Here is a 25,364-nt window from a genome sequence, read left to right on the forward strand (position 1 = left end):
CTTGGTTGCGTCTGACGCACCCAAGGCGGCCTTCGGTGCGTCGGACGCACCGAAGGCCACATTGGGGCGCTGGTCCCTAGCCGGACTCGCGGGCCGCGCGGGCCCGGCGCTTGCCCTCGTGCATCGCCACGACCCGGGCGATCGGGATCGTGTGCCCCTCCGCCACCAGGTCCTCCGGCAGCACGAACGGCTCGGGCATCTCCTCGGTCCAGGCGTCGGCGCCGTCGCCGAGCAGTTCCACCGCCGTCTGCACGGTGAAATCCCCCGGCTTGACCCCGTCCAGGTCGGCCCACCGGACGGGGAACGACACCGGCGCGCCCGGCCGGTGACGCGGGCTGTACACCGACACCACCGTCGCGCCGCCCGCGCGGGTCGAATCCAGGAACACCTTGCCCTCGCGGCGGTCCTTGACGAACTCCGTCGTCCCGAGCGACGGGTCGACGCGCTCGGCCCGGGCCGCGACCGCCCGCGTCGCCGCCGCGATGTCCTCGGTCGACTGGCCCGGCGCCAGCGGCACGAAGACGTGGACGCCCTTGGAACCGCTGGTCTTCACCGCGCCGTCGAGCCCGTCCGCGCGCAGTGCTTCGCGCACCAGTCCCGCGGCCCCGATGGCCAGGGAGAACGGCCCGTCGGCGGGCGGGTCCAGGTCGAGGATCAGGTGCGTCGGGCCGTTTCCGGGGTCGCCGCGGTAGAGCGACGTGTGGAACTCGATCGCCCGCTGGTTGCCGAACCAGATGAGCGTGCGCAGGTCGTTGCACAGCGCGTACGAAACGTCCCGTTTGGACGCCTCGGCCCACACGGAGACCCGCTCGACCCAGTCCGGGGTGTACTTCGGCAGGTTCTTCTGCATGAACGGGCCCTGCCCGCGCAGGACCCGCAGCACCGTCAGCAGCCGGTCGCGCAGTTCGGGGAGCATCCGGTCGGCGACGGCTTCGAGGTAGTCGAGCCACTCCCGCTTGGTCACCCCGGCGCCGGGGAAGACCTCCTGGTCGAGACTGCTCAGCTTGACGCCGTGACGTACCTCGTCGCTGCTCATCGGCCCACCTTCGCGCCCGCGCGCGAAGCGGTCAACTCTCAAAATGGCAGCTGCGTGCGGAGCCGGTCGAGCCAGCGGCCGACGGTGTCGTCGGTCCGCGCCGGGTCGTTGACCTGCCGGGCCGCGTCGGCGCGCTGCCGGACGTGCTCGCCGATCGTCGGCGCGTACTGCGGCAGCGCGTAGACGTCCTGCCAGTACCCGGCCCGCATCTCGACCGCCGCCACCTTCTCGTAGCCCGCCGTCGCCCTGGCGAAGTCGAAGCCGTACCGCTTGCCCGCCGGCTCGGGGCCGTTCGCGGTCACGACGATCACGGTCGGCCGTGCCTGCATGACGACCTGCGTCGGGTCCGCGCCGCGGGCGATCGCCGCGTCGTTGAGGCCGATGTAGTCGATCGACGTCCAGCCGCTGTAGTACGGCATCGCACCGGCGTCGGTGACGGCGAGGCTGCGGGCCGGCACCGGGACGTCCGCCTCGGCCAGCCCCTGGCCGATCGCGACGTGCGCGCGCTGCAGGTCGGGGCCGTAGTTCGCGATAACGCCGAGGTCGGGCGCGGTCGCGCCGGCGACGGCCGACCAACCGACGGCGACCAGCCCGAGCACGACGCCCACGACGCGCTGGGTCAGCGTCCCGACGGCGATTCCGGCCCCGAGGCAGAGGACGGGGATCGCGTGGTCGGCGAAGCGGTCGAGGTAGTCCATGGTCGGACCCGACACCGCGTACGTCAGGTACGTGACCCCGACGGTGATCACCAGGAGCGCGCCCACCGCCCGCGTCGCCTTGCGGAACACGAGCGAAAGCGTCAGCAGCAGGAGCGGAAGGAGCAGCAGCGTCGTGTGCTTGGTCCAGATCCAGCCGGAGTCGAGGTTGCCGAACTTGACGTAGAAGGTGTTCGGCAGCAGCTGGCCGTAGAACCGCCATCGCCACACGAAGTAGGCGGCGCCGACAACAGCCGCGCCCAGAGTCCACCAGCGAGCCGAAACACGGCCACGCTCGCGCCAGAACCACAGCGCGAAGACCGGCAGCGCGGCCAGCACGCCTTCCGGCCGGAGCATCCCGAGCAGGAGCAGCAGCACCGGCGGTTCCCACGTCCGCACCCGCTCGTTCGCGAGCACGCGCAGCCCGAGCACGACGACGCGCAGCAGCACCGCGGCGAACGCGGCCGTCTCCAGCCCGGCGGTGATGTGGAAGTAGGTCGGCAGGAACACGACGTACGCGCCGGCCCCGACGAGGACGCCGGTGAGCCCGGCACGACGATGGCCTTCGCGGACCAGCAGGTACAGCGTCCCCAGGCCGAGCAGCAGCGACGTCACCTTGGCGAACAGCGGCAGCGCCAGCCCCAGCCACGCGCCGAGCCCGGACCAGACGACCCACGCGAAGTTCGTGAAGCCCTCGACGCGCGGTCCGTCGACGTTCCACACCGGGCCGTGCCCGGCCGCGAGGTTCGCCGAGTAGCGGAAGCTGATGAACGCGTCGTCGATGGTGAGGAACCAGGCGGCCCGGGCGCCGACCAGGAAGACGGCCACCAGCGCCGCGGACACCACGATCAGCGGTGCGCGACGGGTGGTCCCGACCGGCGCGGTCTCGGTGGGCTCGACGTCGGTCTCGATCGCCGTCATGGAATCCCCTCGGGTGGCTGTGCCGACCCGACACTGTAACCGGGGTGCGTCAGACCAGCGGACGCCCGGCCCGCAGCCGCCGGCGCAGGTCCCAGAGGCAGAGGTTGTAGGGGAAGCGCCGCAGCGGGCCGGGCAGCACGCGCGTCACCCGGCCGACCGCCGCGAGGAACGTCTCGAACCGGCGCTGGTCCGCGGCCGTCCAGGGCAGGCGCATCTCGTCGCGGAAGTGCTGCGGCAGGAACCCGGTGGTGACGAACCGGCTGAACCGCCGGCCGAGCGCGGCCGCCGGCGGCGGCAGGAACCGCAGGTCGACGAGGTCGGTGAGGTAGCGGCGGACGGTGTCGTCGATGCCGGTCGCGGCGACCCCGGCGGTCCAGTACTCCTCGAAGGCGGCGCGGTCGGCCGGCCACATCTCCGGGCGGACCTGCAGTGTGGTGCCGAGCCGGGCGGCGTCCCGGTAGAACGTGGCCGGCTCGCCGCCGACGAACGCCAGGTAGACGTCTTCGAAGCCCTTGTACAGGCAGGCCGCGACCCACAGCTGCAGATCCGTGTCGAAGGCGTTGTAGGCGACCGGGCTTTCGGCGCTCGAGTGCACTTGGGAGTGGGCCCGGTTGACGCCGCGGCGGTAGGCGGCGCGTTCGGCGTCGGTGCCCATCGACGCGACGGCGAGGTAGGTCAGGGTGGTCCGCGTCCGCTTGAGGGGGTGGCGGAAGACGTTGCCGCTGTCGACCTTGCTTTCGAGCACGCCGTACCCGACGGGCGCGCGGGACAGCTGCATGATCACGTTGGCGGTGCCGGCCAGCAGTCCCGCCCCGACGACGGCGTCCCGGAGCGCGGTTTCGGTCACGCTCTTCAGGGAACGACACTGTTGACGATGAGTCAAGAGCGGTAGCTGCTCCGGGCGAACGCGATCAACGCCCGGGCCGCCGGACTCAGCGGACCGTCGGTGCGCCACGCCAGCGCCAGCACGCCCCGCAACCCGGGCCCCGCGATCGTGACGACCCGCAGCTCCCCCTCGTGGTAGCGGCCCAGCGACTCCGGCACCACCGCCACCCCCAGATCCCGCATCGCCAGCTGTACCAGGACGTTCGGGTCGGCCGCCTCGAACGCGATCCGCGGCGTCAGCCCTTCGCGGGCGAAGGCGGCGTCCAACGCCGTGCGCAGGCCCGTCCCCTTCGGCAGCGCCATCAGCGGCAGCCCGGCCAGATCCGCGATCACGACCTCCGCGCGATCGGCCAGGAGCCCCGAAGTCACCGCCACGAACGGCTCGTCGATCAGCACCTGCGTCGCGATGCCGGGCGGCGGATCGGTCGACAACCCGACCACCGCCAGGTCGAGCCGGCCTTCGCGCAGGGCCGCCAGCATCGTGTCCGAGTTGGCCTCGGACAGCGTGATTTCGACCGCCGGGTAGCGCTCGTGGAAGCGGGCGAGCAGGTCCGGCAGCTTCACCGGGCCCGCCGACGTCACCGCGCCGATCGCGACCTGGCCGCGGACCAGCCCGGCCAGCTCGTCGACGGCCTCGCGCACGCCCTGCACCGCCGCCAGCGCCGCCCGCGCGTGGGGCAACGCGGCGGCGCCGACGTCGGTGAGCCGGACCGTGCGGCCCGATCGGTCGAGGAGCTCCTGCCCCAGCTCGCGCTCGAGCCGCTTGACCTGCGCGCTCACGCCGGGCTGGGCGACGTGCAGCCGTTCCGCCGCGCGCGTGAAGTTGCCTTCCTCGGCGACCGCGACGAAGTACGCGAGCTGGTGCAGTTCCATAAGCACTGATTCTAGTGGACAGACAAATCAGATCTTGGACTTCTGATCGACGCGGCCCGAAGCTGGAGACAACGAAAGGAGCCAGGAAATGCACACCCTTCGCCCTGGTCAGGACGGGTACGCCGAAGAGGTCGCCGGCTTCCAGACGTCCGTCGCCACCCAGCCCGCGGTGGTCGTCGCGGCCGAGAGCGCCGAGGACGTCGTCGCCGCGGTGCGCTACGCCGCCGAGCACGACCTGCCGGTCTCCGTCCAGGCCACCGGGCACGGCCTGACCGCCGGCACCGGCGGCCTGCTGATCAGCACGCGCCGCATGACCGACGTCGAAATCGACGCCGTCGCGAAGACCGCACGGGTCGCCGCCGGCGTCCGCTGGGGCGCGGTGATCGAAGCCGCCGCGAAGCACGGGCTGGCCCCGCTGAGCGGCTCGTCGCCCGACGTCGGCGTCGTGGGCTACACGCTCAGCGGTGGCTTCGGGCTGATGGCGCGGCGGTTCGGGCGCGCGGCCGACCACGTGCGCGCGATCGACGTCGTCACTCCGGACGGGGAGCTCCGTACGGTGGCGCCGGGATCGGAGCTGTTCTGGGCCCTGCTCGGCGGCCGCGCCGGTTTCGGCGTCGTGACGGCGCTGGAGTTCGGCCTGGTCCCGGTGACCGAGCTGTACGGCGGCGGGCTGTACTTCGACGCGGCGGACCTGCCGGCGGTGCTGCGCGCGTGGCGGACGTGGGCGATGACCGCGCCCGACGAGCTGACGACGTCAATCGCCGTGGTCCCGCTGCCCGACCTGCCGTTCCTGCCGGAGCCGATCCGCGGGAAGCACGTCGCGAACGTGCGGATCGCCTACCTCGGCGACGACGGCGACTCGGTGGTGGCGCCGCTGCGGGCCGCCGCGCCGGTGCTGCTGGACACGCTGAAACGGTTGCCGTACACGTATTCGGGGTCGATCGCGAGCGACCCGCCGCACCCGCACCCCTACCACGGGACGAACGCGACGGTGGCGGCGCTGAACGACGCGATGCTGACGTCGATCGTCGAGCACGCCGGCCCGGGCGCGCCGGTGGAGACGGTGCTGATCATCGACCGTCTCGGCGGCGAACTCGCGCGCCGGCGAGGCGACGGCGTCGGCTGGGATTCGGCGGCCGAGTTCGTGGTGCGGGCGCTGTCGGTGGTCGAGGACGGCGTGGACCCGATCCGCCGCGCGCACGCGAAGCTGTTCGACGCGCTGGCGCCGTGGTCGACGGGCCGGCTGCTGCCGTTCCTCTACGGAGAGCACTCCGCCGCGGAGCTGGCGACGGCTTTCCCGGCCGCGGACGTCGCCCGGCTGAAGCAGCTGAAGGCGAAGTACGACCCGGCAGGGCGGTTCGGCTGACCCGGTTCCCGCCGGCCGCGCTCCGGTGCGGCCGGCGGGACGGGACGTCAGCGCTCGAGGACGACGATCGGGATGACCCGCGTGGTCTTCGTCTCGTACTCGGCGAAGCCCTCGGCGTGGGCGACCATGCCCGCGTAGAGGCGGTCGCGCTCGGCGCGGTCTTCGATCACGGTGGCCGTGGCCTCGAACTTCTCGGTGCCGACCTCGACGGTGACCTTCGGGTTGGCGACGAGGTTGTGGAACCAGGCCGGGTTCTTCGGCGCGCCGCCCATGGACGCGGCGACGACGAGGCGCTCGCCGTCGCGGGTGTAGACCAGCGGCGACAGGCGCTCCGCGCCGCTCTTCGCGCCGATCGTGGTGAGCAGGAGCACGTTCTTGCCCTCGAAGAAGCCGCTGACCTTGCCTTCGTTGGCCCGGAACTCCTCGACGACCTTGTTGTTGAAGTCGTTCATGTCGGCTGGCGCTGTCATGGATTCCCCTGTTCTGGCCGGTACGCTCGTTCGTGGCCCGAGGTAGGCTCGGAAGCCAGAGAAGCGTTTGCTTTGCAAACAAAGCTACCGAGGGGAGGCAGGCGGTGTCAACGGAGGCCGGGTTGAGTCTCGAGGACGGCGTGCGCCGGCTCCTGCTGCTGATGCCACGCCTGGTCGGCCGCGCGAAGCGCACACCGGTCCCCGAAGAGCTGGACGGCTGCGCGCTCGCGCCGCGGCACCTGTCCCTGCTGTCGATCCTGCTGTTCGACGGCCCGATGACGGTCACCGAACTGGCGGGGCGCCTGGAGGTCGCCCCGACGACGGCGAGCCTGATGGTCGGCGACCTGAGCCGTCAGGGCGTGCTGAACCGCGCCGAGGACCCGGCGGACCGCCGCCGCACGATCGTGAGCATCACGCCGGAACGACGCCCGGCGGTCGACGCGTGGCTGGCCCGCGGCGCGCAGGCGTGGAGCAACGCGCTGGCGCCGTTGACCCCGGCCGAGCGCAGGCTGGTGATCTCGACGCTGGAGGCCTACGAACACGGCACCTGCGAGGGCCCCGTCTGCTAGCGCCCCAATGTGGCCTTGGTTGCGTTGGACGCACCGAAGGCCACATTGGGGCGCTGGGAACGTCAGTCCTCGGTGCGCTTGTCCCGGGCCAGCTTCCGCTGCGCCTCCGCGCGTTCGCGGCACTTGCGCAGGAACTCTTCGTCGTCGTCCGGGCTGCCGGCCGCGAACCGGCCCGGGCGGTCGTACTCCGGGTACGCCGGCGCGTTCCGCTCGAACGGGGCGCGCGCCCGCGTCACCTGCTGCGGCCGTCCCGCGACCAGCCAGATGATCGACCCCACCAGCGGCAGCACCAGCACGACGAGCAGCCACAGCCCCTTCGGCAGGTTGCGGCAGGACGAGTCGTCCGTCGTGATCACGTCGACCAGGCAGAAGATCCACAACCCGAGCGTGACGATGCCGAGCAGACCGTCGAAGTACAGCATTTCCCGCGCCTTCCCCCAAGAAGATGAACGCGGTAAGTAGTAGCAGAACCCGGCCGCCGTTCAGTCGCGGGTCGCCCGCAGCGCCGCGAGCACGCCGGTCGCCAGCGCGATCGCGTGCGCCGGCCCCGGGCACTCGCGCGGGCCCGCGCCGAACGGCGTCCCGGCCAGCGGCACCAGGACGTCCTCGCCGTCCACCCGGCGCCGGGTGTGCGGCACCGGCGGGTCCGCGCGCAGCACTTCCGCCACCGCCTCCTCGGGCGGCTTTCCCGCCCGCACCAACGGAACCGCGGTGCGGATCAGCCCGGCGGTGGCTTCGCAGGCCTGGATCAGCAGGCCGATCCGCGCGGCGGCGCGTTCGCCGGTGGTCCCACCGCACGCCGTGACCAGCCGCCCGAGCGCGGCCTCGGCTTCCGCGGACGGCGTCACGTGCGGGTGGTAGGCGGCCGCGACCGCCACGACGTCCGACGCCGCCACCGGCAGGCCCAGCTCCCCCGCCAGCACCCCGGCGACGACCAGGCGGGGGTCGCCACCGGCCGCCTCGAAAGCCTTGCGCCGCAGCACTTCCGGCTCGACCGGAGCCAACTCGGACACGGCCAGCGATCGCCGCCGGGCGTGGTCGGGACCGTTGCTGAAGCGGGCGACCGAAGCACGCAACCAGGCGACGCTTCCCGGCGGAACGTCGGTGGGCACCGGGGGAACCGGAGCGGAGAGCGAAGTCATGCGGCGAAGGTAGCCACGGGAAACGTCGGCGGCGGCCGAAGTGATCAGAGCAGCGACGCCGGGAACCACGTCGCCTGCGGGCCGCCACAGCGCGTGCTCCGCGGGACGGCGTGCTGGAACCACCACGCCTCGGTGACGCGGCCGTCCGGCAGCCGGTACGTCGGCGGCCCGGCGACGCGGGCGAGGCCGGCGGCCAGCAGCGAACGCGCGCTCGCGACGTTGCCGACCTCGGCGCCGGCCCGCACCCGAGGCAGGCCGAGGTGCTCGTGCGCCAGCGTCAGCCCGGCCCCGAAGAGCACCCGGCCGTTGCCGCGGCCGCGGTAGTCCGGCGCGAGGTAGCCGCCGGTCTCCGGGCCGCCGTCCTCGCCGGTGTGCACGCTCACCAGGCCGACGCACCGGTTGGCCTCGACGTCGATCATCACCAGGTCGATCGACTGCGGATCGGGCGACACCCAGTCCGGCCCGGTCCCGGGCACGACGCGCAGAGCGTCCGCCCGCGCCCCCCGGGCGACGATCGAGTCCGGCTGCCAGCCGAGCCACCGCTGAGCGGCCGGGTCGCTACCGCAGGCCACCGCGGCGGCGTACTCCCACGCGGTCGGCGTCCGGAACAGGAACCGCCCCGCACGCAGCACGTGACCCTGCCGGTCGCAGGTCCGCTTGGTCATCAGGCGGCCGCGGCGGGTGAGCCGGTCGAAGATCCCTTTGGTGGCTGGTGGCATCGCGGCGGAATCGTAGCTCAGCGATCGGCCGCGAACCGGCGAACGCGTAACGCGGCGTTCAAGATCCGCGACTCCTGCGAGAACTCCCGACGGAAAGGTGGGCACCACGTGGGCCTCATCCGGAAGACCCTCATGATCAGCACCGCCGGTGTCGTGCGCGGCAACAGCAAGAAGCAGCGCGTCGCCAAGAAGTCGCTGCGCGAACTGCAGGCGCAGACGCGGCTCCAGCAGCAGGCGCTCAAGGAGCAGGCCGCGGCGCCCACCGCTGCGCCCGCGCCCACCGGACCGCCCGCCGGCTGGTACCCGTCGCCGACCCGGGACGGCGTGACGCAGTGGTGGGACGGCACCCGGTGGACCGAGCACGTCAAGCCGTCGAGCTAGCAGCCCGGCCAACCGCTCCCGTAACCCGCACCTCGGGCGGCATCGCGGCGAAATCGTAGCGGAGCGATCGGCACGGGAGGCGTTATTGTGGCCCGATGACGGCCGTACCCGAGGCAACCGAACTGGACGGCTCCGGCCGTGCGGCCCAGCCTCGCCAGCTCATCGTGACGGTGTACGGCCTCTATTCGCGCACCGAGGGCGGCTGGCTCTCGGTCGCTTCGCTGATCGACCTGCTGGCCGCCGTCGGGGTCGACGAGCCCGCCGTGCGCTCGTCGATCTCCCGGTTGAAGCGGCGCGGGATCCTCGAAGCGGTGCGCCGCGGCGCGACGGCCGGCTACGAGCTCTCCGACGACGCGCGCGAGATCCTGCGCGAGGGCGACGAGCGGATCTTCCGGCGCGGGCGCGCGACCGCGGCCGACGGCTGGCTGCTCGCCGTGTTCTCGGTGCCGGAGACCGAGCGGCACAAGCGCCACCTCCTGCGCACCCAGCTCGCCCGGATGGGCTTCGGCACCGCCGCCTCCGGCGTCTGGATCGCCCCGGCCCACCTGCACGCCGCGACCGCCGAGGCGCTGACCCGGCTCGGCCTGGCCGGGTACGCCGACCTGTTCCGCGCCGATCACCTGGCCTTCGGCGACGTCCGCGCGAAGGTCCGCGACTGGTGGGACCTCGACCGGCTCGACGAGCTGTACACGACGTTCCTCGACGAGCACGGCCCCGCGCTGCGCCGCAAGTCCGTGACCGACGAGCAGGCCTTCGCCGACTACGTCCGTGTGCTGACCGGCTGGCGGCGGATGCCCTACCTCGACCCCGGCCTGCCCGCGGAGTTCCTGCCCCCGGACTGGTCGGGGATCCGCGCGGCCGACCTGTTCTTCGAACTGCACGCACAGCTCGAGGACCCGGCCCGCGCGTTCGTGGCGAAGTCGATCAACTTCGGCTGACGACCGCGAAGCCCTGCACCTCGACGAGGGCCTCTTCGTCCCACAGCCGGGAGACGCCGATGCCGGCCATCGCCGGGTACTCCGTGCCCGCGAGCCGCTTCCACACCGCGCCGATCTCGCGCGCGTGGGCCCGGTAGTCCGCCATGTCGACGATGTAGACCGTCACGCTGCAGAGGTCTTCCGGCGCACCGCCCGCCGCACGCAGGGACGTCAGCAGGTTGCCGAGCGCGCGCTCGAACTGCTCGACGACGCCGTCGCCGACGATCTTGTTCGACGCGTCCAGCGCCGTCTGCCCGGCGAGGAAGACGACGCGCCCCTCGGCCACCACCGCGTGCGAGAACCCGGACGGCTTGCCCAGCTCCGGCGGGTTGATGCGTTCCATGCGGGACACCGTACGCCATCTTTCGCCTTATTGACGGTCGTAGAGGTGACGACATACCCTGGACGGCGTGCGTATCGCGGTCATCGGTGGCGGCCCGGCGGGTCTGTACTTCGCCGCGCTGGCGAAGCAGCTCGGTCACACTCACGAAATCACCGTCTGGGAGCGGAACGCGCCGGACGACACGTTCGGCTTCGGTGTCGTGTTCTCCGACGAGACGCTCGGCGGCATCGAGCACGCCGACGCCGCGGTGCACGAAGCGATGCGCGCCGAGTTCGCCCGCTGGGACGACATCGACGTCCACTACCGCGGCACGGTCACCACCTCGGGCGGCCACGGCTTCGCGGCGATGAGCCGACGGCGCCTGCTCGGCATCCTCCAGAGCCGCTGCGCCGAGCTGGGCGTCGACCTCCACTTCCGCGAAGAGGCCCCGGCGGACCTCTCGGGGTACGACCTGGTCGTCGCCGCGGACGGCGTCAACTCCGCGATCCGCGCGAAGTACGCCGAGACGTTCCGGCCGAGCGTCGAGACACGCCGGTGCCGCTACATCTGGCTGGGCACGGACCTCGTGTTCGACGCGTTCAAGTTCTACGTCCTCGAGACGCCGGCCGGGATCATGCAGATCCACGGCTACCCCTACGGCCGCGACGGCAGCACGTTCATCCTCGAGGTGCAGGAGGACGTCTGGCAGCGGACGTTCGGGCCCGTCGCGTCGACCGCGCTCAAGCCGGGCGAGAGCGACGAGAAGTCCATCGCGCTGATCCGGGAACTGTGCGCCGACGTCCTCGGCGGCCACGAGATCATGGCGAACAACTCGAAGTGGGTCTCGTTCGGCACCGTGCGCTGCGAGACGTGGGTGCACGGCAACGTCGTGCTCCTCGGCGACGCCGCGCACACCGCGCACTTCTCGATCGGCTCCGGCACGAAGCTGGCGATGGAGGACGCGCTCGCGCTGGCCGCCTGCCTGCACGAAAACGACGGTGTCGCCGAGGCGCTCAAGGCGTACGAGCTGGAACGGCGCCCGGTCGTCCAGTCGACGCAGCGCGCGGCGCAGGCGAGCCTCGAGTGGTTCGAGAACATCGCGCAGTACGCCCACCAGGAGCCGCCGCAGTTCGCGTTCAACATCCTCACGCGCAGCCGCCGGGTCACCTACGACAACCTCCGCCTGCGCGATCCCGAGTTCGCGACCGAGCTGGACCACTGGTTCGCGCGGTCGCTCGGCACGACGTCGCGGCCGCCGATGTTCCAGCCCTACTGGCTCGGCGGGCTGGAGCTGGCCAACCGGATCGTCGTGTCGCCGATGGACATGTACTCGGCGGTCGACGGCGTGCCCGACGACTTCCACCTGGTGCACCTGGGCAGCAAGGCCCTGGGTGGCGCCGGGCTGGTGATGACCGAGATGGTCTGCGTCTCCCCCGAAGGCCGGATCACGCCCGGCTGCGGCGGGTTGTACACCGCGGAACAGGAAGCCGCCTGGAAGCGGATCGTCGATTTCGTGCACGCGCAGTCCCCCGCGCGCATCGGTGTCCAATTGGGACACTCCGGGCGCAAGGGTTCGACGAAGCTCATGTGGGAGGGCATCGACGAGCCGCTCCCCGCGGGCAACTGGGAAGTCTGCGCTCCGTCCGCGCTGCCCTACTCCGACCGCAACCAGGTCCCCCGCGAACTGTCCACTTCGGACATGACGGCGATTCGCGACGACTTCGTCGCGTGCGCTCGCGCGGCCGCCCGCGCCGGGTTCGACGTCCTCGAACTGCATTGCGCGCACGGCTACCTGCTGTCGTCGTTCCTCTCACCGCTGACCAACCGGCGGCGTGACGGCTACGGCGGTTCGCTGGAGAACCGGCTGCGGTTCCCGCTGGAAGTCTTCGACGCGGTGCGCGCCGCCTGGCCCGCCGAGCGGCCGATGACCGTCCGGATCTCGGCGACCGACTGGGCGGACGGCGGCATCGACGCCGACGACGCGGTCGAGATCGCCCGCGCGTTCGCCGCCCACGGCGCCGCGGGCATCGACGTCTCGACCGGCCAGGTCGTCTGCGACGAGAAGCCGCAGTACGGCCGCAGCTACCAGACGCCGTACGCGGACCGGATCCGCAACGAGATCGGCGAGGAGTACGGCATCGCGGTGATCGCGGTCGGCGCGATCTCCTCCTACGACGACGTCAACTCGCTGATCCTCGCCGGCCGCGCGGACCTCTGCGCGCTGGGCCGCACGCATCTCTACGATCCACAGTGGACGCTGCACGCGGCGGCCGAACAGGGTTACGCGATGCCGTGGCCGAAGCCGTTCGCCGCCGGCAGCCGGAAGCCGCAGTCCGGCCGCACCGACGGCCCCGAGCCGCGGCTCGACCTCGTCCGGTCGGGCCCGGCCGGTACCGCCCATGCCCGCTGGCGCCCGGGAGCTCCGTCATGACTTTCACCCTCGACCCCGCTCAGCAGGCCTTCGCGGCCGACGTCCGGCGACTGGCCGAGGACCGGCTGCGCCCGCTCGCCGAGTCCGGTGTGGAGGGTGCGGTGAACCGGCCGCTGCTCAAGGAGATGGGCGCGCTCGGCCTGCTGGCGCGGCTCTTCCCCGGCGTCGCCGAAGGAAAGCCGTCGCGCCAGGCGGCCGCGACCGAGCTGTGCATCCTGCGGGAGAACCTCGCCACGGTGAACACCGAGGCCGAGACGGCGCTGGCGTTGCAGGGCTTGGGAAGTTACCCCGTCCTCCAGTCCGGACAGGACGCTCAGGTCGCGAAGTGGCTGCCCGCCGTCGCGGCGGGCGACGCGGTGGCGGCGTTCGCGCTCACCGAGCCGGACGCCGGTTCGGACGCGGCCGCGCTCTCCCTGGCGGCGGAACCCGACGGCGACGGCTGGCGGCTGACGGGCGAGAAGATGTGGATCTCGAACGCGCCGGAGGCCGACTTCTACACGGTGTTCGCGCGCACCACTCCCGGCGCCGGCTCTCGCGGCGTCAGCGCGTTCGTCGTCCCCGCCGACCGCCCGGGACTCGGCGGCGAGCACCTCGACCTGGTGAGCCCGCACCCCATCGGCACGCTGACGTTCGACGGCGTCGAGGTCCGGCGCGAGGAACTGCTCGGCGAGGAAAACCGCGGGTTCGCGGTGGCGATGCGGACGCTCGACCTGTTCCGCCCGAGCGTCGGCGCGTTCGCCGTCGGCATGGCCCAGGCGGCACTCGACGCCACTGTGGACCACACGGGTGCGCGGGAAGCCTTTGGTGGCCCGCTGATCAAGCAGCAGGCGGTGGCGCACGCGCTCGCCGAGATGGCCACCCGCACGGAAGCGGCCCGGCTCCTGGTCTACGCGGCCGCGGGCGCGTACGACGCGGGCGAGCAGAACCTCGGCGGCCGCGCGGCGATGGCGAAGCTGTTCGCGACCGAGGCCGCGCAGTTCGTCGTCGACTCCGCGGTCCAGCTGCACGGTGCCCGCGCCTTGCGCCGCGGGCACCTGCTCGAGCACCTCTACCGCGAAGTCCGGGCACCCCGCATCTACGAAGGCGCGTCGGAGATCCAGCGGACGATCATCGCACGCTGGCTGGCTTCTTCGCGGTACGCCGTTCCAGGATCAGCTGGCTGACGATCAGTGCGAAGAACAGCCCGCCCCAGGAGGAGATCGCCCCGACGCTCTGGCTGTAGGCGAGCTCGCTGCCGCCGAAGGTGGTCGGGATCTGCGGTTCCAGCACGATCATCGCGATCGGCGAGATCACCCGGTTGACGATGATCGAGAAGGTCAGCGTCACGCTGCGGATCATCCACTTGCGGTGGTCGCCGAAGCGGCGCTCGCGCACCGCCCGCCAGCCGGCGATGGTGCACCCGACCCACAGGACGGCGGCGAGCACGTCGCTGACACGGGTCACCGGGCCGAACGGGCTCTGCGACCCGATCGTCAGGGCCATCAGCGCGGAAGGCAGGACGCCGGCGAAGACGTACGCGCGGCCGGCGTAGCGGTGGACCACCGGGTGGGTCCGTCGCAGCCACGGCCAGATCTGCAGGACGGCGCCGATCATCGCGACCGAGCCGAAGATGACGTGCCCGACGAGGAACCAGTAGTGCGCGGGGAACCCGTCAGGCTGCGGCACCCGCGACTGAGCCGGGTCGAGGGCGAGGTAGGGCGGCAGCGAGAAGGCGAGGAAGGCGAGCACGAGCAGGGCGAGCGGGCCGATCCACGGCCGCCGCCACCAAGCCTTCTTCGCCGTGGTCGTCGTGCTCGGGATGGGCCTGGGCTCGGTCCGGACCGCCATGATTCCCCTCCGTCGTCTCGGGATCTTGCCCGTCCGACGTTAGGGGTGCTCAGGGGTTGACAACCATGGTGCCGGCCACCGGCGCGGGGGTGGGGCGTACCCCACCCCCGACCGGGTGACGCCTCAGCTGCCGCGGACCCGCCGCACCGTGTCGCGGTAGAAGTAGCCGCTCTGCTTGATCGTGCGCTGTTGCGTCTCGTAGTCCACCCGGATCAAGCCGAACCGCTTCGCGTACCCGTACGCCCATTCGAAGTTGTCCAAAAGGGACCACGCGAAGTACCCGCGTACATCGGCCCCCGCGTTGCGCGCCGCCGCCACCGCCGCGATGTGCGAGGCCAGGTACGCCGTGCGCTGCTCGTCGCGGACGAAGCCGTCCGAGTCCGGGTCGTCGTCGAACGCCGAGCCGTTCTCCGTGATGTACATCGGCAAGCCCGGGTAGTCCCGCCCCAGCCGGGTCAGCAGCTCGGTGAACTTGTCCGGCAGGATCTCCCAGCCCATCGCCGTCGTCGGCTCGCCGAACGGGACCGTCCGGGACGCCGGGACGCCTTCGTCGTCGACCGCGCGGCCGGTCTCGTCCACGCCCGAGAACTGCTGGCCGAAGTAGTAGTTCACGCCGAGGAAGTCCAGCGGCGTCGAAATCACCGCCAGGTCGCCGTCCTGGACCGGCAGCTTGACGCCGCGCGCGGCCAGGTCCTCGACCACGTCGGCCGGGTACTCGCCGCGCACCAGCGGGTCCAGGTAGATCCGGACGCCGAGACCGTCGGCCTGCCGCGCGGCGCGGACGTCTTCGGGAGAGTCCGTCGCCGGGTCGGCCGTGCACATGTTGAGGGTGATGCCGAACTCCGTGTCCGGCGGCGCGGCCTCGCGCATCCGCTGCGTCGCCAGGCCGTGGCCCAGCAGCAGGTGGTGCACCGCGTGCAGCCCGGCCGTGTAGTCACGGCGGCCCGGCGCCATCACGCCGTGGACGTACCCGTGCATCGCCGAGCACCACGGCTCGTTCAACGTGGTCCAGTGGCGCACGCGGTCCTTGAGCCGGTCGAACACCAGCATCGCGTAGTCCGCGAACCGGTACGCCGTGTCGCGCGCCGGCCAGCCGCCCGCGTCCTCCAGCTCCTGCGGCAGGTCCCAGTGGTACAGCGTCAGCCACGGCGCGATCCCGCGGCCGAGCGTCTCGTCGACCAGCCGGTCGTAGAACCCGATGCCCGCCTCGTTGACGCCGCCGCGCCCGCGCGGCTGGACCCGGGGCCAGGCAACGGAAAACCGGTAGGTGTCCGCGCCGAGCTCGTCCACCAGGCCGATGTCCGCGGGCATCCGGTGGTAGTGGTCGCACGCCACTTCACCGGTGTCGTTGTTGTCGATCGCCCAGGGAACCTGGCAGAACGTGTCCCAAATGGACGGAGTGCGCCCGTCTTCCGCGATCGCGCCTTCGATCTGGTACGCGGCGGTCGCCACGCCCCAGCGGAAGTCCGGCGGCAGCGTGTCGATCAGCGCCTGCTGTTCGGCGGTCGCGGCAGTGGTCTCGGTCAAGGCGGGTCTCCTCCAGGTGGACCGGATAGGACAGACGGCGTTCAGGGGGCCACAGTGCCGGCGACAGCGGGATGCAGGAAGCAGGCCACTTCGCGGGAAGGGTCTCCGCCGGGCAGGCCCAGCAAGGGCACCTTCGAGTCGCACGGCTCGAAGGCCTTGGGACACCGCGGGTGGAACGCGCAGCCGGCCGGCATCCCGCGCGTGTCCGGCGGCGAACCCGGGATCCCGGCCAGCTCGCGGCGCGGACCGCGCAAGGCCGGGAACGAGTTCAGCAGGCCGTGGCTGTACGGGTGCAGCGCGTCCCGGTAGAGGTCGGACGCCGGCGCCTGCTCGACGATCCGGCCGCCGTACATGATCGCGATCCGGTCCGAGAACTCCACCAGCAGCGAAAGGTCGTGCGTGATGAACAGGACCGAGAAGCCCAGCCGTTCGCGCAGTTCCACGAGCTGCCCGAGGATCTGGCGCTGCATCACGACGTCCAGCGCGGTGGTCGGCTCGTCCATGATGACCACCCGCGGTTCGAGCGCCAGCGCCATCGCGATCATCACGCGCTGGCGCATGCCGCCGGAGAGCTGGTGCGGGTACGCATCCAAGCGGTCGGCCGAAATCCCGACCAGCTTGAGCAGGTCTTTCGCCCGCGCGTGGCGGCCGGCCTTCGTCGAGCGCGGCTCGTGCGCCTTGATGACGTCGACGAGCTGCGTGACGACCTTGTGCACCGGGTTCAGCGAGTTCATCGCGCCCTGGAACACGATGGACGTCTCCGCCCACCGGAAGTCGCGCAGCTGCTTGTCCGTCAGCTTCAGGACGTCGTACGGCTCGCCGTCGGCGGGGTGGTAGATGACCTGGCCGCCGCGGATCACGCCCGGCGGCGCGAGCAGCCGCGTCAGCCCGTAGGCCAACGTGGACTTGCCGCTGCCGCTTTCCCCGGCCAGGCCGAGGACTTCGCCGCGGTGCAGCGTCAGGTGCACGTCCCGGACCGCGCGCACGGCCTCGTCGCCGACGCCGTAGTCGACGTCCAGGCCCTTGATCTCCAGGACCGGGTCCATCATGGCTGCTCCTCCCGCCCGAGCACGGGCGTGAAGCCCACGCGCATGCGATGCGTCCGTCCGTCGGCGCCCTTGACGCGCGCCTTGCCGCTGCCGCGCAGCCGCGGGCTGACGAACTCGTCGATGCCGAAGTTGAGCAGGGACAACGCGGTGCCGAGGATCGCGATCGCCAGCCCGGCCGGCACGAACCACCACCACGCGCCCTGTGCGAGGGCCTGCTGGCTCTGCGCCCAGAACAGGATCGTGCCCCAGTTCCAGTTGGACAGTCCCGAGACGCCGACGAACGCGAGCGTGATCTCCGACATCACCGCGAAGATCACCGTGCCGACGAAGCTGGACGCGATCACCGCGGTCAGGTTCGGCAGGATCTCGAAGAAGATGATCCGCCACGTCGACTCGCCGGTCGCCCGGGCGGCTTCGACGTATTCCCGGCCGCGCAACGAAAGTGTCTGCGCGCGAAGGACTCGCGCGCCCCACGCCCACGACGTGAAGCCGATGATGACGGCCACCAGGTAGTCGCCGCCGGTGGGCACCGCGCTGCCGATGATGATGATCAGCGGCAGCGCCGGGATCACCAGGAACACATTGGACAGTGCGGAGAGTCCTTCGCCCGGTGTCCCGCCGAGGTAGCCGGACGTCACGCCGACGAGCACGGCGAGGATCGTCGCCACGATCCCGGCGGTCAGCCCGACGAGCATGACGCTGCGCGTGCCGACCACGACCTGGCTGAAGATGTCCTGGCCGAGGTGGGTGGTGCCGAACCAGTGCCGGCCCGACGGCCCCTCCAGCAGGTCGTTGCTGCGCGCCGACGGGTCGTACGGCGCGATCCACTCGCCGATGACCGCGATCACGACGAAGAACACGAGCACGCTCAGGCCGGTGACCGCTTTGCCGCCGGTGAGGAACCGGAACCGGCGCCGCTTGGCCCGCCCGGCGATCGCGTCGACGGGGAGGGCTTGGGCGGCTTTGACGTCCGCCGCGGGTACGGCCATGTCAGCCCTCCTTCCGGGTGCGCGGGTCGAGCGCGAGGTAGGCGACGTCGGCGAACAGGTTCGCCACCAGCACCGACAGCGTGATGATCAGGAAGATGCCCTGCATCAGCGGGTAGTCCTGCGAACCGACCGCCTGGAACAGCTGGTAACCCACGCCGGGATAGGAGAAGACGATCTCCACCAGCAGCGTGCCGCCGACGATGAACCCCAGTGCCAGCGCGAAGCCGGACACACTGGGCAGCAACGCGTTGCGTGCGGCGTAGCCGACCATCACCCGGCGTTCGGGCAGGCCCTTGGCGTGCGCGACGGTGACGTAGTCCTCCGACGCGACGGTGACCATCATGTTGCGCATGCCCAGGATCCAGCTGCCCATCGAGCTGATCAGGATGGTCAGCGCGGGCAGCAGGCTGTGCTGGATCGCACTGCCGATGAACCCGCCGTCCCAGCCGGGCACCACGCCCGGGTCGTACCCGCCGGACGACGGGAAGAAGCTGCCCGGGCCGGCCAGCAGCGCCAGCGCGATCAGGCCGAGCCAGAAGTACGGGATCGAGGAGAGGAACGTCGTCACCGGCAGCAGGCCGTCGACCCACGAGCCGCGCTTCCAGCCGGCCACCACGCCGAGCCCGGTGCCGAGCGCGAAGCCGACGACCGTGGTGATGCCGACCAGGATGATCGTCCACGGCAGACTGTCGCCGATCAGCTCCGAGACCGGCGACGGGAAGAACGTGAACGAGATCCCGAGGTCGCCGCGGAAGAGCTGGCCCCAGTAGTCGAAGTACTGGGAGATCAGGCTTTCGTTCTTGTCCAGCCCGAACAGGGTATACAGCGACTCCATCGCTTCCGCGCTGATCATGCCCTGGTTCTTGGCGATCAGCGACTGCACCGGGTCGCCCGGGATCATCCGCGGGATGAAGAAGTTGATGGTGACGGCGGCCCACGCGGTGAAGACGTAGAAGGCCAGCCGTTGCAGCAGGAACCTCATCGGGCGGCTCCGTCGTACAGCCAGCACGCGGCCCAGTGGCCGGGCGCGTCGTCGACCTCGAACCGCGGCGGCAGGTCGGTCTTGCACCGCGCAAGAGCGACCGGGCAGCGAGGGTGGAACCGGCAGCCCGGCGGCGGGTCGATCAGGCTCGGCGGCTCGCCGGCCCCGCGCTCGGCGGGCACCGCGCCGGGGTCACCCCCGCCCGCGATCCGGTCCGGGTCGGGCGCGGAGTCGATGAGCAGGCGCGTGTACGGGTGCGCCGGGTTCTGCGTGATGGTCTCGCTGTCGCCGCCCTCGACCATCCGGCCCGCGTACATCACCATCGTCTCGTCGGCGAAGTAGCGCGCCGACGCGATGTCGTGCGTGATGTACAGGATCGCCAGGTGCAGGCGTTCCTTGAGGTCCCGCAACAGGTTCAGCACGCCGAGCCGGATCGAGACGTCCAACATGGACACCGGCTCGTCGGCCAGCAGCGCCTCCGGGTCGGCACCGAGCGCCCGCGCGATCGCGACGCGCTGGCGCTGCCCGCCGGACAGCTCGTGCGGGAACTTGTCGATGTACCGCTCCGGCGGGGTCATCTGCACGCGGGAAAGCAGGTCGTGCAACGACTTCTCGAGGTCGTCGCCCGCCCGGCCGTGGATCTTGAGCGCCCGCGTCAGGTGGTAGCGCACGGTGTGCACGGGGTTCAGCGACGCGAACGGGTCCTGAAAGATCATCTGGACCCGGCGGGCGTAGGCCCGGAACGTCCGGCCGCGGTGGATGTGCACGGTCTCGCCGTGCAGCCGGATGTCCCCGCCGGTGCGCGGGTAGAGCCCCGCGAGCAGGCGGGCGACCGTCGACTTGCCCGAACCGGACTCGCCGACCAGCGCGGTGACGCGGCCCCGCCGCAGTACCAGGGTCACGTCGTCGACGGCCTGGACGGCGCGCCGCGGGCCGGTCAGCGCGGCCCGGCCCTTGCGCCGGACGGGGAAGTGCTTGGTCAGCCCCTCGGCCTCCAGGACCACCTCGCTCGAGGTGGGGAGGCCCCCCTCCGACCCGACGGCGACGGGGTCGGAGGGGGCGGGGGCGGCCGCGTCGCCGCGGCCGCCTCTGTTCTGCGGGGGTCGGACCCCCGCAGCCCCGCCGGGGGACTCCGTCCCCCGGTCCCCCTCGGGACCGGGGGAGTGATCGGTCGTCACAACAGAGTCCGCCATAGGTCAGGCCGCGGGCTTCAGGTGCAGGACGATGTCGAGCGCGTTGCGCAGCGTGGGCTGCGCCGGGGCGTACGGGTTGGCGTCGTCCGGCCAGCCGACCCAGTTCTTCGTGCTGTACTCGCCGCCGGAGTTCGCCGCCGAGGTCGGGATCATCGGCTGCTGCTCGATCATGATCTTCTGCAGCGTCGCCATGGCGGCGGTGCGGGAGGCGTCGTCCTCGGCGTTGGCGTAGGTCGCGAGGGCCTGGGTCGCCTCGTCGTTCTTGTAGCGGCCGTAGTTGCCGTTGATGCCACCCTGGCCCGTCGGCTTGTAGCGGGTGCCGTCCATGACGTCGCGGTACATGTCGTACGGCGTCGCACCATCGTTGGTCCAGTGCATCAGGCCTTCGAAGTCACCGGTGTCGACCGACTTGATCCACGCGTCCTGGTTCATCTTCTCGACCGTCGCGGTGATGCCGATCTGCGCCAGGTTGTCCTTGATGATCTCCAGGTCGGTGATGTAGTCCGACCAGCCCGACGGCACGGTGAGCTTGATCGTGACCGGCTTGCCGCTCGGGTCGGCCAGCTTGTCGCCGTTGAACTTGTAACCCGCACCGGTCAGCAGGGCCTTGGCGCCCGGCACGTCGACCTTGACCGTCTGGCCCTTGTACTGCGGCGCGATGAACGGGTCGCCCGCCGGCGTCGGGATGCCGGTGACCTGGTCGTTCTTCGGGTAGAAGTAGCCGGCTTCACCCTGGTTGAAGATGTCGTCGCGGTTGATCACCTTGTTGATCGCCTGGCGCAGCTTCGGGTCGTTCCAGGGGGCCTTCTCGGTGTTGAACCACAGGCCGTGGACGGCCAGCTGCGCGGGGAACCACAGCTTGTAGTGCTGCGGGTCCTTGTTCGTGTAGACGGCCTTGTAGTTCGGGATGAAGACGAAGCTCCACTCCGACGCGCCGCTGACCAGCGCCGCGACCTGCGCGTTGTTGTCGGTGTAGGAGGTGTAGCGGATCTCCTTGACCTTCGGCGCTTCCTGCCAGTAACCGGTTTCGCGCCGGACGACGATCATCGTCTGCGGCGTGGCCGACTTGAGCGTGTACGGGCCGGTGCCGATCGGGTTCTTCACCGTGTCGAGCGCCGGGTCCTTGACGGACTGCCAGGCGTGCTTCGGGACGACCAGCGTCTGCAGGATCTTGAGCTGGTTGACGAACTGGGAGCTTTCGAAGCCCAGGGTGACCTGGTTGCCGGCCGCGGTGATGTCCTTGTACGGCACGGCGTCGACGTTAAGCGCCTTGTTGTCGCGCAGCAGCTGGAACGTGTAGGCGACGTCCTCGGCGGTCATCGGCTGGTCGTCGGAGAACTTGACGCCGTCACGGACGGTCAGGACGAGCTTCTTGTAGTTGTCCGACCAGTCCCACTTCGTCGCCAGCCACGGCTTGCCGGGCTCCTGCGGCTTGACGCGGTTGAGCATGACCAGGGGCTCGTAGATCATCCACCGGTAGCCCATGTTGGACAGGGCGGACGTCTCGAGGAACGGGTTGTTGTTCTCCGACTGCGGGCCGTCCGGCTTGCCGACGTTGAGCACGGCGTTCGGGTTGCTCTGACCTGCGTCGGAGCTTCCGCTCCCGCACGCGGTCAGGCCACCCAAGGCCATCACTGCCACTAGCGCTGCGACGATGGAGCGCTTGACTCGCATCGGTTCCTCCTGGTCATCGACGACGTGCCTGATGTCGACTGGTTGCGAGCCCCGACCGCCGGCGACCGAACGACGCCCAGAAGTCAACCCGGGTGACTCGGGTCACGTCAATAACACGGCGGTAACGTTTTGTGCCTAAGTTTAAGTAATAAAAGAACTGGCGGTCTGGACCTATTGGGGGCGCTAATCCTTGCGACGCAAGGGTTTCAGCCGGTCCGGCCGCCCGTGGCGAGCAGTTGCGCGATGGGCAGGGTGGCCGCGCCGAGCGCGACCGCCTCCGGCCCGAGCCGGCCGAGGACGACCTCGGTGCGCCCCGCCAGGTAGTCGAGTGCGTGCCGGCCGACCGCGTCGCGCACCGCGGGCAGGATCGCCGGTCCCATGATCGCCCCCGCGGAGCCGGACAGCACCACCCGGTCCGGGCTGAGCAGGTTGACCAGGTTCGCGATGCCGATCCCGAGGTACTCGGCGGCCTCGGCGAGCACGTCGGCGGCCGGCCCCGCGACGGCCGCCTCGGCGACGATACGAGCCAGCTCGGTGTCGCTTTCATCCCCGATGACCGGTTCTTTGCCGACGCGCTCGGCGTAGCGGCGGACGACCGCCTCGGTACCGACGTAGGCCTCCAGGCAGCCGTGCGAGCCGCACCGGCAGGCCGCGCCGGCCGCCTTGACGACGGTGTGGCCCCACTCGCTGGTCGTGATGTCCGGGTGCGAGCGCCCGGCCGTCGCGACGGCCGCCCCGACCCCGACGCCGAGCAGGGCGACGATGGCGCGTTCGGCGCCCCGGCCGGCACCGCGCCAGGTCTCGACCTGACCGAGGGTGCGGGCGCGGTTGTCGAGGTGGACCGGCATGACCTGAGCGGCCCGCGGCCCGGCGCCGGCCGGGAACAGCGCTTCGACGTGCGGGCGGATCAGGTCGGCGAAGGCCACGCCGCGCCAGCCGAGGGTGGGCGCGTGCACGATCCCGCCGTCGCGGACCGCGCCGGGCACGCCGATGCCGACGCCGAACACCGCGTCCGGTTCGCCGCCTTCGAGCACTTCCGCGATGCCGGTGCGCACCAGACCGGCGACTTCGTCCGGGTCCAGCCGGGTGCCGACCAGCGGGTGGCGCACCGTCCCGAGTGTCCCGAGCGCGCAGTCGAACAGGCCGACTTCGACGTGCGTTTCGCTGACGTCGACGCCCACGACGTGCCCGAAGTCCGGCCGCACGGCCAGCAGCGTCCGGGGCCGCCCGCCGTCGGATTCGACCGATCCGGCCTCCGCGACGACGCCGTCCGCGATGAGCTCGGAGACCACGTTCGTAACGGTGGCGGCCGAAAGTCCCGATTCAGCTACTAGTTCCAGCCTGCTGACGGGACCGCGGAGGTAGAGGGAGGACAGCAGCGCCGCGCGGTTGTGCCGCCGGAGGTCACGGGTCGTCTGGCGTACCACCTGGGTCACCTGGGGGATTGTGCCAGAGACTGTCCGTGCGACCATCGGTTCGGGACTTAGTTCACCACTTAATACATAGCCACAACTTACGGTGATCAGGCATTCTGTCGGTGAGCCGGTAAGAGTTCAGATGGGTTGCCCATGGCGAGCAAGCGCACCACCGTCCGTGACCTGCGGAGGCACAACCGTTCCCTCCTGCTGTCGAAACTGTACTTCGACGGCCCGCTGTCGCGGCACGAGCTCAGCCAGCTCACCGGATTGAGCGCGGCCACGGTCAGCAACGTGACCGCCGAACTGGGCGAAGAACGGCTCATCACCGAAGCGGGCCAGGTCGAGTCGGACGGCGGCCGGCCGCGCGTGCTGCTGCGGGTCGACCCGGCGTACGGGCACGTCGTGGGCGTCGACATCGGGGAGACCGGCGTCAAGGTCGAGCTGTTCGACCTGGCGATGAACCGCCTCGCGACGGTCGAGCACCCGCTGCCGAAGGCCCCGGACCCGGCGACGGCGGTCGAGCAGGTGACGTCCGGGCTGCGGGAGGTGTTCGCGAGCGCGGGCATCGACGACTCGGCGGTGCTGGGCGTCGGCATCGGCGTGCCGGGCACGGTCGAGCAGGGATCGCGGGTGCTGGTGCACGCGCCGACGGTCGGCTGGGACGCGGTGCCGCTGGTTTCGCTCCTGCGGGAGGCCGGCGTGGGGCTGCCGTTGTTCGTGGACAACGGCGCGAAGACGCAGGGCCAGGCGGAGATGTGGTTCGGCGCCGGCCGGGGGGCCCGCCACGCGGTGATCGCGCTGATCGGCTCGGGCGTGGGCGCGGCGGTGGTGACGGACGGGACGACGTACCGAGGGTCGACGAGCAGCGCGGGCGAGTGGGGCCACACGACGATCGCGTACGGCGGCAACGACTGCCGCTGCGGAGCCCGCGGGTGCCTGGAGGCGTACATCGGCGCGGGCGGAGTGCTGGCCCGGTACCGGCGGGTGCGCGGCAAGGAGGTCCCGGGCGAGGACGAGCAGGCCCAGTTCGCGGCCTTGCTGGAAGCTTTTTCGAAATCGAAGACGGCGGCCCGGGTCCTCGACGAAACGGCCGGCTACCTCGGCGCGGGGATCGCGAACCTGATCAACTTGTTCAACCCGGAGCGCATAGTGATCGGCGGGTGGGCCGGGCTGGCGTTGGGCGAGCTCCTGCTGCCCCGAATCCGCGAGGCGGCGGGCGAGCACGCGCTGCGGCACCCGTTCAGCCAGACATCGATCCAGCTGGGATCCCTGGGCCTGGACGCGGTGGCGACAGGAGCGGCAACGCTACCGGTGGCGGACCTGCTGGACCAGGGAGCGACATCGAGGATCGTGAAGCCGGGAGCCCCGGACTCCGACGCGGCCTGAGCAGTTCACAGCAGACCATCGAGCGCTTTGCGCCAGCCCGACCGACGCGACAGCTTTCACCACACGGCCACAGGCAAGCGACCTCGAGAACAAGCACCGACGAGGACCCAGACCCCCGCGCACCCCGATCCGAAGCCAGAACACGGCCGGCAGCGCCGGGTCAAGGCATCTTTCCCGCCTTGACGCGGTGTTGCCGGCCGTAGTCACAATGAGGGCTTCGGGGTGCCGGAAGGTTGGCCACGCCAGCATCGGAGTGCCGAAAGGCCGGCCGCGCCAGCGTCAGGGTGCCGGAAGGTTCACCGCGCCAGCATCGGGATGCCGGAAGGCTAGCCGCGCCAGCATCAGGGTGCCGGAAGGGCCGCCGCGCCAGCATCGGGATGCCGAAAGGCTAGCCGCGCCAGCATTAGGGCGCCGGAAGGCTGGCCGCAACAGCCTCGAGGGTGCCGGAAGGGCCGCCGCGCCAGCATCGGGATGCCGAAAGGCTAGCCGCGCCAGCATTAGGGCGCCGGAAGGCTGGCCGCAACAGCCTCGA

At 71.2% G+C, this 25,364-nt stretch carries 24 protein-coding genes; 7 read left to right on the forward strand and 17 right to left on the reverse strand.

Annotated elements, in window-relative coordinates:
• Positions 1 to 76: 76 nt before the first annotated feature.
• From AB0M83_RS39090 to AB0M83_RS39105, 4 genes are read right to left on the reverse strand one after another with little or no spacing between them, the layout of a single operon-like run.
• The gene (locus AB0M83_RS39090) at positions 77 to 1,036 is read right to left on the reverse strand and encodes an ATP-dependent DNA ligase (RefSeq protein ID WP_364525274.1); all 960 of its coding nucleotides are present in this window, start codon (positions 1,034 to 1,036) and stop codon (positions 77 to 79) included.
• Between the two features lie 38 nt (positions 1,037 to 1,074).
• On the reverse strand, positions 1,075 to 2,652 hold the full coding sequence (locus AB0M83_RS39095) for a hypothetical protein (protein ID WP_364525276.1): 1,578 nt from the start codon (positions 2,650 to 2,652) through the stop codon (positions 1,075 to 1,077).
• Between the two features lie 49 nt (positions 2,653 to 2,701).
• Positions 2,702 to 3,499: an oxygenase MpaB family protein gene (locus AB0M83_RS39100; RefSeq protein WP_364525278.1), complete on the reverse strand. Its 798-nt coding sequence runs from the start codon at positions 3,497 to 3,499 to the stop codon at positions 2,702 to 2,704.
• 32 nt (positions 3,500 to 3,531) lie between these two features.
• Positions 3,532 to 4,410, reverse strand: coding sequence for a LysR substrate-binding domain-containing protein (locus tag AB0M83_RS39105; RefSeq protein WP_364525280.1), 879 nt, complete (start codon positions 4,408 to 4,410; stop codon positions 3,532 to 3,534).
• 88 nt (positions 4,411 to 4,498) lie between these two features.
• Here AB0M83_RS39105 and AB0M83_RS39110 point away from each other — a divergent pair, with 88 nt between their 5' ends.
• Positions 4,499 to 5,776 (forward strand): FAD-binding oxidoreductase, encoded by a 1,278-nt coding sequence (locus tag AB0M83_RS39110; protein WP_364525282.1) that lies wholly within the window; start codon positions 4,499 to 4,501, stop codon positions 5,774 to 5,776.
• 47 nt (positions 5,777 to 5,823) lie between these two features.
• On the opposite strand, the gene AB0M83_RS39115 is transcribed toward AB0M83_RS39110, so the two are convergent.
• On the reverse strand, positions 5,824 to 6,246 hold the full coding sequence (locus tag AB0M83_RS39115) for a nitroreductase family deazaflavin-dependent oxidoreductase (RefSeq protein ID WP_364525284.1): 423 nt from the start codon (positions 6,244 to 6,246) through the stop codon (positions 5,824 to 5,826).
• 104 nt (positions 6,247 to 6,350) lie between these two features.
• Between AB0M83_RS39115 and AB0M83_RS39120 the strand changes: the two genes are divergently transcribed.
• The gene (locus AB0M83_RS39120) at positions 6,351 to 6,815 is read left to right on the forward strand and encodes a MarR family winged helix-turn-helix transcriptional regulator (protein WP_364525286.1); all 465 of its coding nucleotides are present in this window, start codon (positions 6,351 to 6,353) and stop codon (positions 6,813 to 6,815) included.
• A gap of 62 nt (positions 6,816 to 6,877) precedes the next feature.
• On the opposite strand, the gene AB0M83_RS39125 is transcribed toward AB0M83_RS39120, so the two are convergent.
• The 3 genes from AB0M83_RS39125 to AB0M83_RS39135 are packed head-to-tail and all read right to left on the reverse strand — an operon-like array spanning position 6,878 to position 8,676.
• Positions 6,878 to 7,237, reverse strand: a complete 360-nt coding sequence (locus AB0M83_RS39125; protein ID WP_364525288.1) for a PLDc N-terminal domain-containing protein — start codon at positions 7,235 to 7,237, stop codon at positions 6,878 to 6,880.
• A gap of 60 nt (positions 7,238 to 7,297) precedes the next feature.
• A complete protein-coding gene (locus AB0M83_RS39130) occupies positions 7,298 to 7,957 on the reverse strand; it encodes a hypothetical protein (RefSeq protein ID WP_364525290.1) in 660 nt (219 codons plus the stop codon).
• Positions 7,958 to 8,001: 44 nt separating this feature from the next.
• On the reverse strand, positions 8,002 to 8,676 hold the full coding sequence (locus tag AB0M83_RS39135) for a GNAT family N-acetyltransferase (protein WP_364525292.1): 675 nt from the start codon (positions 8,674 to 8,676) through the stop codon (positions 8,002 to 8,004).
• A gap of 108 nt (positions 8,677 to 8,784) precedes the next feature.
• On the opposite strand from AB0M83_RS39135, the gene AB0M83_RS39140 reads away from it, so the two are divergent.
• The gene (locus AB0M83_RS39140; protein ID WP_364525294.1) at positions 8,785 to 9,057 is read left to right on the forward strand and encodes a DUF2510 domain-containing protein; all 273 of its coding nucleotides are present in this window, start codon (positions 8,785 to 8,787) and stop codon (positions 9,055 to 9,057) included.
• 95 nt (positions 9,058 to 9,152) lie between these two features.
• On the forward strand, positions 9,153 to 9,995 hold the full coding sequence (locus AB0M83_RS39145; RefSeq protein WP_364525296.1) for a PaaX family transcriptional regulator C-terminal domain-containing protein: 843 nt from the start codon (positions 9,153 to 9,155) through the stop codon (positions 9,993 to 9,995).
• Here AB0M83_RS39145 and AB0M83_RS39150 read toward each other — a convergent pair.
• The gene (locus AB0M83_RS39150; RefSeq protein ID WP_364525298.1) at positions 9,982 to 10,377 is read right to left on the reverse strand and encodes a RidA family protein; all 396 of its coding nucleotides are present in this window, start codon (positions 10,375 to 10,377) and stop codon (positions 9,982 to 9,984) included. The genes AB0M83_RS39145 and AB0M83_RS39150 overlap by 14 nt on opposite strands.
• A gap of 67 nt (positions 10,378 to 10,444) precedes the next feature.
• On the opposite strand from AB0M83_RS39150, the gene AB0M83_RS39155 reads away from it, so the two are divergent.
• On the forward strand, positions 10,445 to 12,787 hold the full coding sequence (locus tag AB0M83_RS39155; protein WP_364525300.1) for a bifunctional salicylyl-CoA 5-hydroxylase/oxidoreductase: 2,343 nt from the start codon (positions 10,445 to 10,447) through the stop codon (positions 12,785 to 12,787).
• Positions 12,784 to 13,950, forward strand: coding sequence for an acyl-CoA dehydrogenase family protein (locus AB0M83_RS39160; RefSeq protein ID WP_364525302.1), 1,167 nt, complete (start codon positions 12,784 to 12,786; stop codon positions 13,948 to 13,950). Before AB0M83_RS39155 ends, AB0M83_RS39160 begins: the two co-directional genes overlap by 4 nt.
• Here the strand turns inward: AB0M83_RS39160 and AB0M83_RS39165 are convergent.
• From AB0M83_RS39165 to AB0M83_RS39200, 8 genes are all read right to left on the reverse strand, one after another.
• Positions 13,895 to 14,614 carry a DUF2306 domain-containing protein gene (locus AB0M83_RS39165; RefSeq protein WP_364525304.1) on the reverse strand — a complete coding sequence of 240 codons (720 nt, stop codon included), beginning with the start codon at positions 14,612 to 14,614 and terminating at the stop codon, positions 13,895 to 13,897. The two genes, AB0M83_RS39160 and AB0M83_RS39165, sit on opposite strands and share 56 nt — an antisense overlap.
• A gap of 123 nt (positions 14,615 to 14,737) precedes the next feature.
• Positions 14,738 to 16,141 carry a GH1 family beta-glucosidase gene (locus AB0M83_RS39170; protein WP_364525306.1) on the reverse strand — a complete coding sequence of 468 codons (1,404 nt, stop codon included), beginning with the start codon at positions 16,139 to 16,141 and terminating at the stop codon, positions 14,738 to 14,740.
• Between the two features lie 41 nt (positions 16,142 to 16,182).
• Positions 16,183 to 17,190, reverse strand: a complete 1,008-nt coding sequence (locus AB0M83_RS39175) for an ABC transporter ATP-binding protein (RefSeq protein ID WP_364525308.1) — start codon at positions 17,188 to 17,190, stop codon at positions 16,183 to 16,185.
• Positions 17,187 to 18,179 (reverse strand): ABC transporter permease, encoded by a 993-nt coding sequence (locus AB0M83_RS39180; RefSeq protein ID WP_329054887.1) that lies wholly within the window; start codon positions 18,177 to 18,179, stop codon positions 17,187 to 17,189. Before AB0M83_RS39180 ends, AB0M83_RS39175 begins: the two co-directional genes overlap by 4 nt.
• Before the next feature lies 1 nt (position 18,180).
• Complete coding sequence (locus AB0M83_RS39185) at positions 18,181 to 19,161, reverse strand: ABC transporter permease (protein WP_364525310.1); 981 nt, start codon at positions 19,159 to 19,161, stop codon at positions 18,181 to 18,183.
• Positions 19,158 to 20,165 (reverse strand): ABC transporter ATP-binding protein, encoded by a 1,008-nt coding sequence (locus AB0M83_RS39190; protein WP_364525312.1) that lies wholly within the window; start codon positions 20,163 to 20,165, stop codon positions 19,158 to 19,160. Before AB0M83_RS39190 ends, AB0M83_RS39185 begins: the two co-directional genes overlap by 4 nt.
• A gap of 192 nt (positions 20,166 to 20,357) precedes the next feature.
• Positions 20,358 to 22,028 carry an ABC transporter substrate-binding protein gene (locus tag AB0M83_RS39195; RefSeq protein WP_364525314.1) on the reverse strand — a complete coding sequence of 557 codons (1,671 nt, stop codon included), beginning with the start codon at positions 22,026 to 22,028 and terminating at the stop codon, positions 20,358 to 20,360.
• Between the two features lie 206 nt (positions 22,029 to 22,234).
• The gene (locus AB0M83_RS39200; protein WP_364525316.1) at positions 22,235 to 23,464 is read right to left on the reverse strand and encodes an ROK family transcriptional regulator; all 1,230 of its coding nucleotides are present in this window, start codon (positions 23,462 to 23,464) and stop codon (positions 22,235 to 22,237) included.
• 132 nt (positions 23,465 to 23,596) lie between these two features.
• Between AB0M83_RS39200 and AB0M83_RS39205 the strand changes: the two genes are divergently transcribed.
• On the forward strand, positions 23,597 to 24,832 hold the full coding sequence (locus AB0M83_RS39205) for an ROK family transcriptional regulator (RefSeq protein ID WP_364525318.1): 1,236 nt from the start codon (positions 23,597 to 23,599) through the stop codon (positions 24,830 to 24,832).
• Positions 24,833 to 25,364 lie beyond the last annotated feature (532 nt).

Origin of the sequence: Amycolatopsis sp. NPDC051106 (assembly GCF_040682775.1) — a bacterium.
Lineage (GTDB): Bacteria > Actinomycetota > Actinomycetes > Mycobacteriales > Pseudonocardiaceae > Amycolatopsis.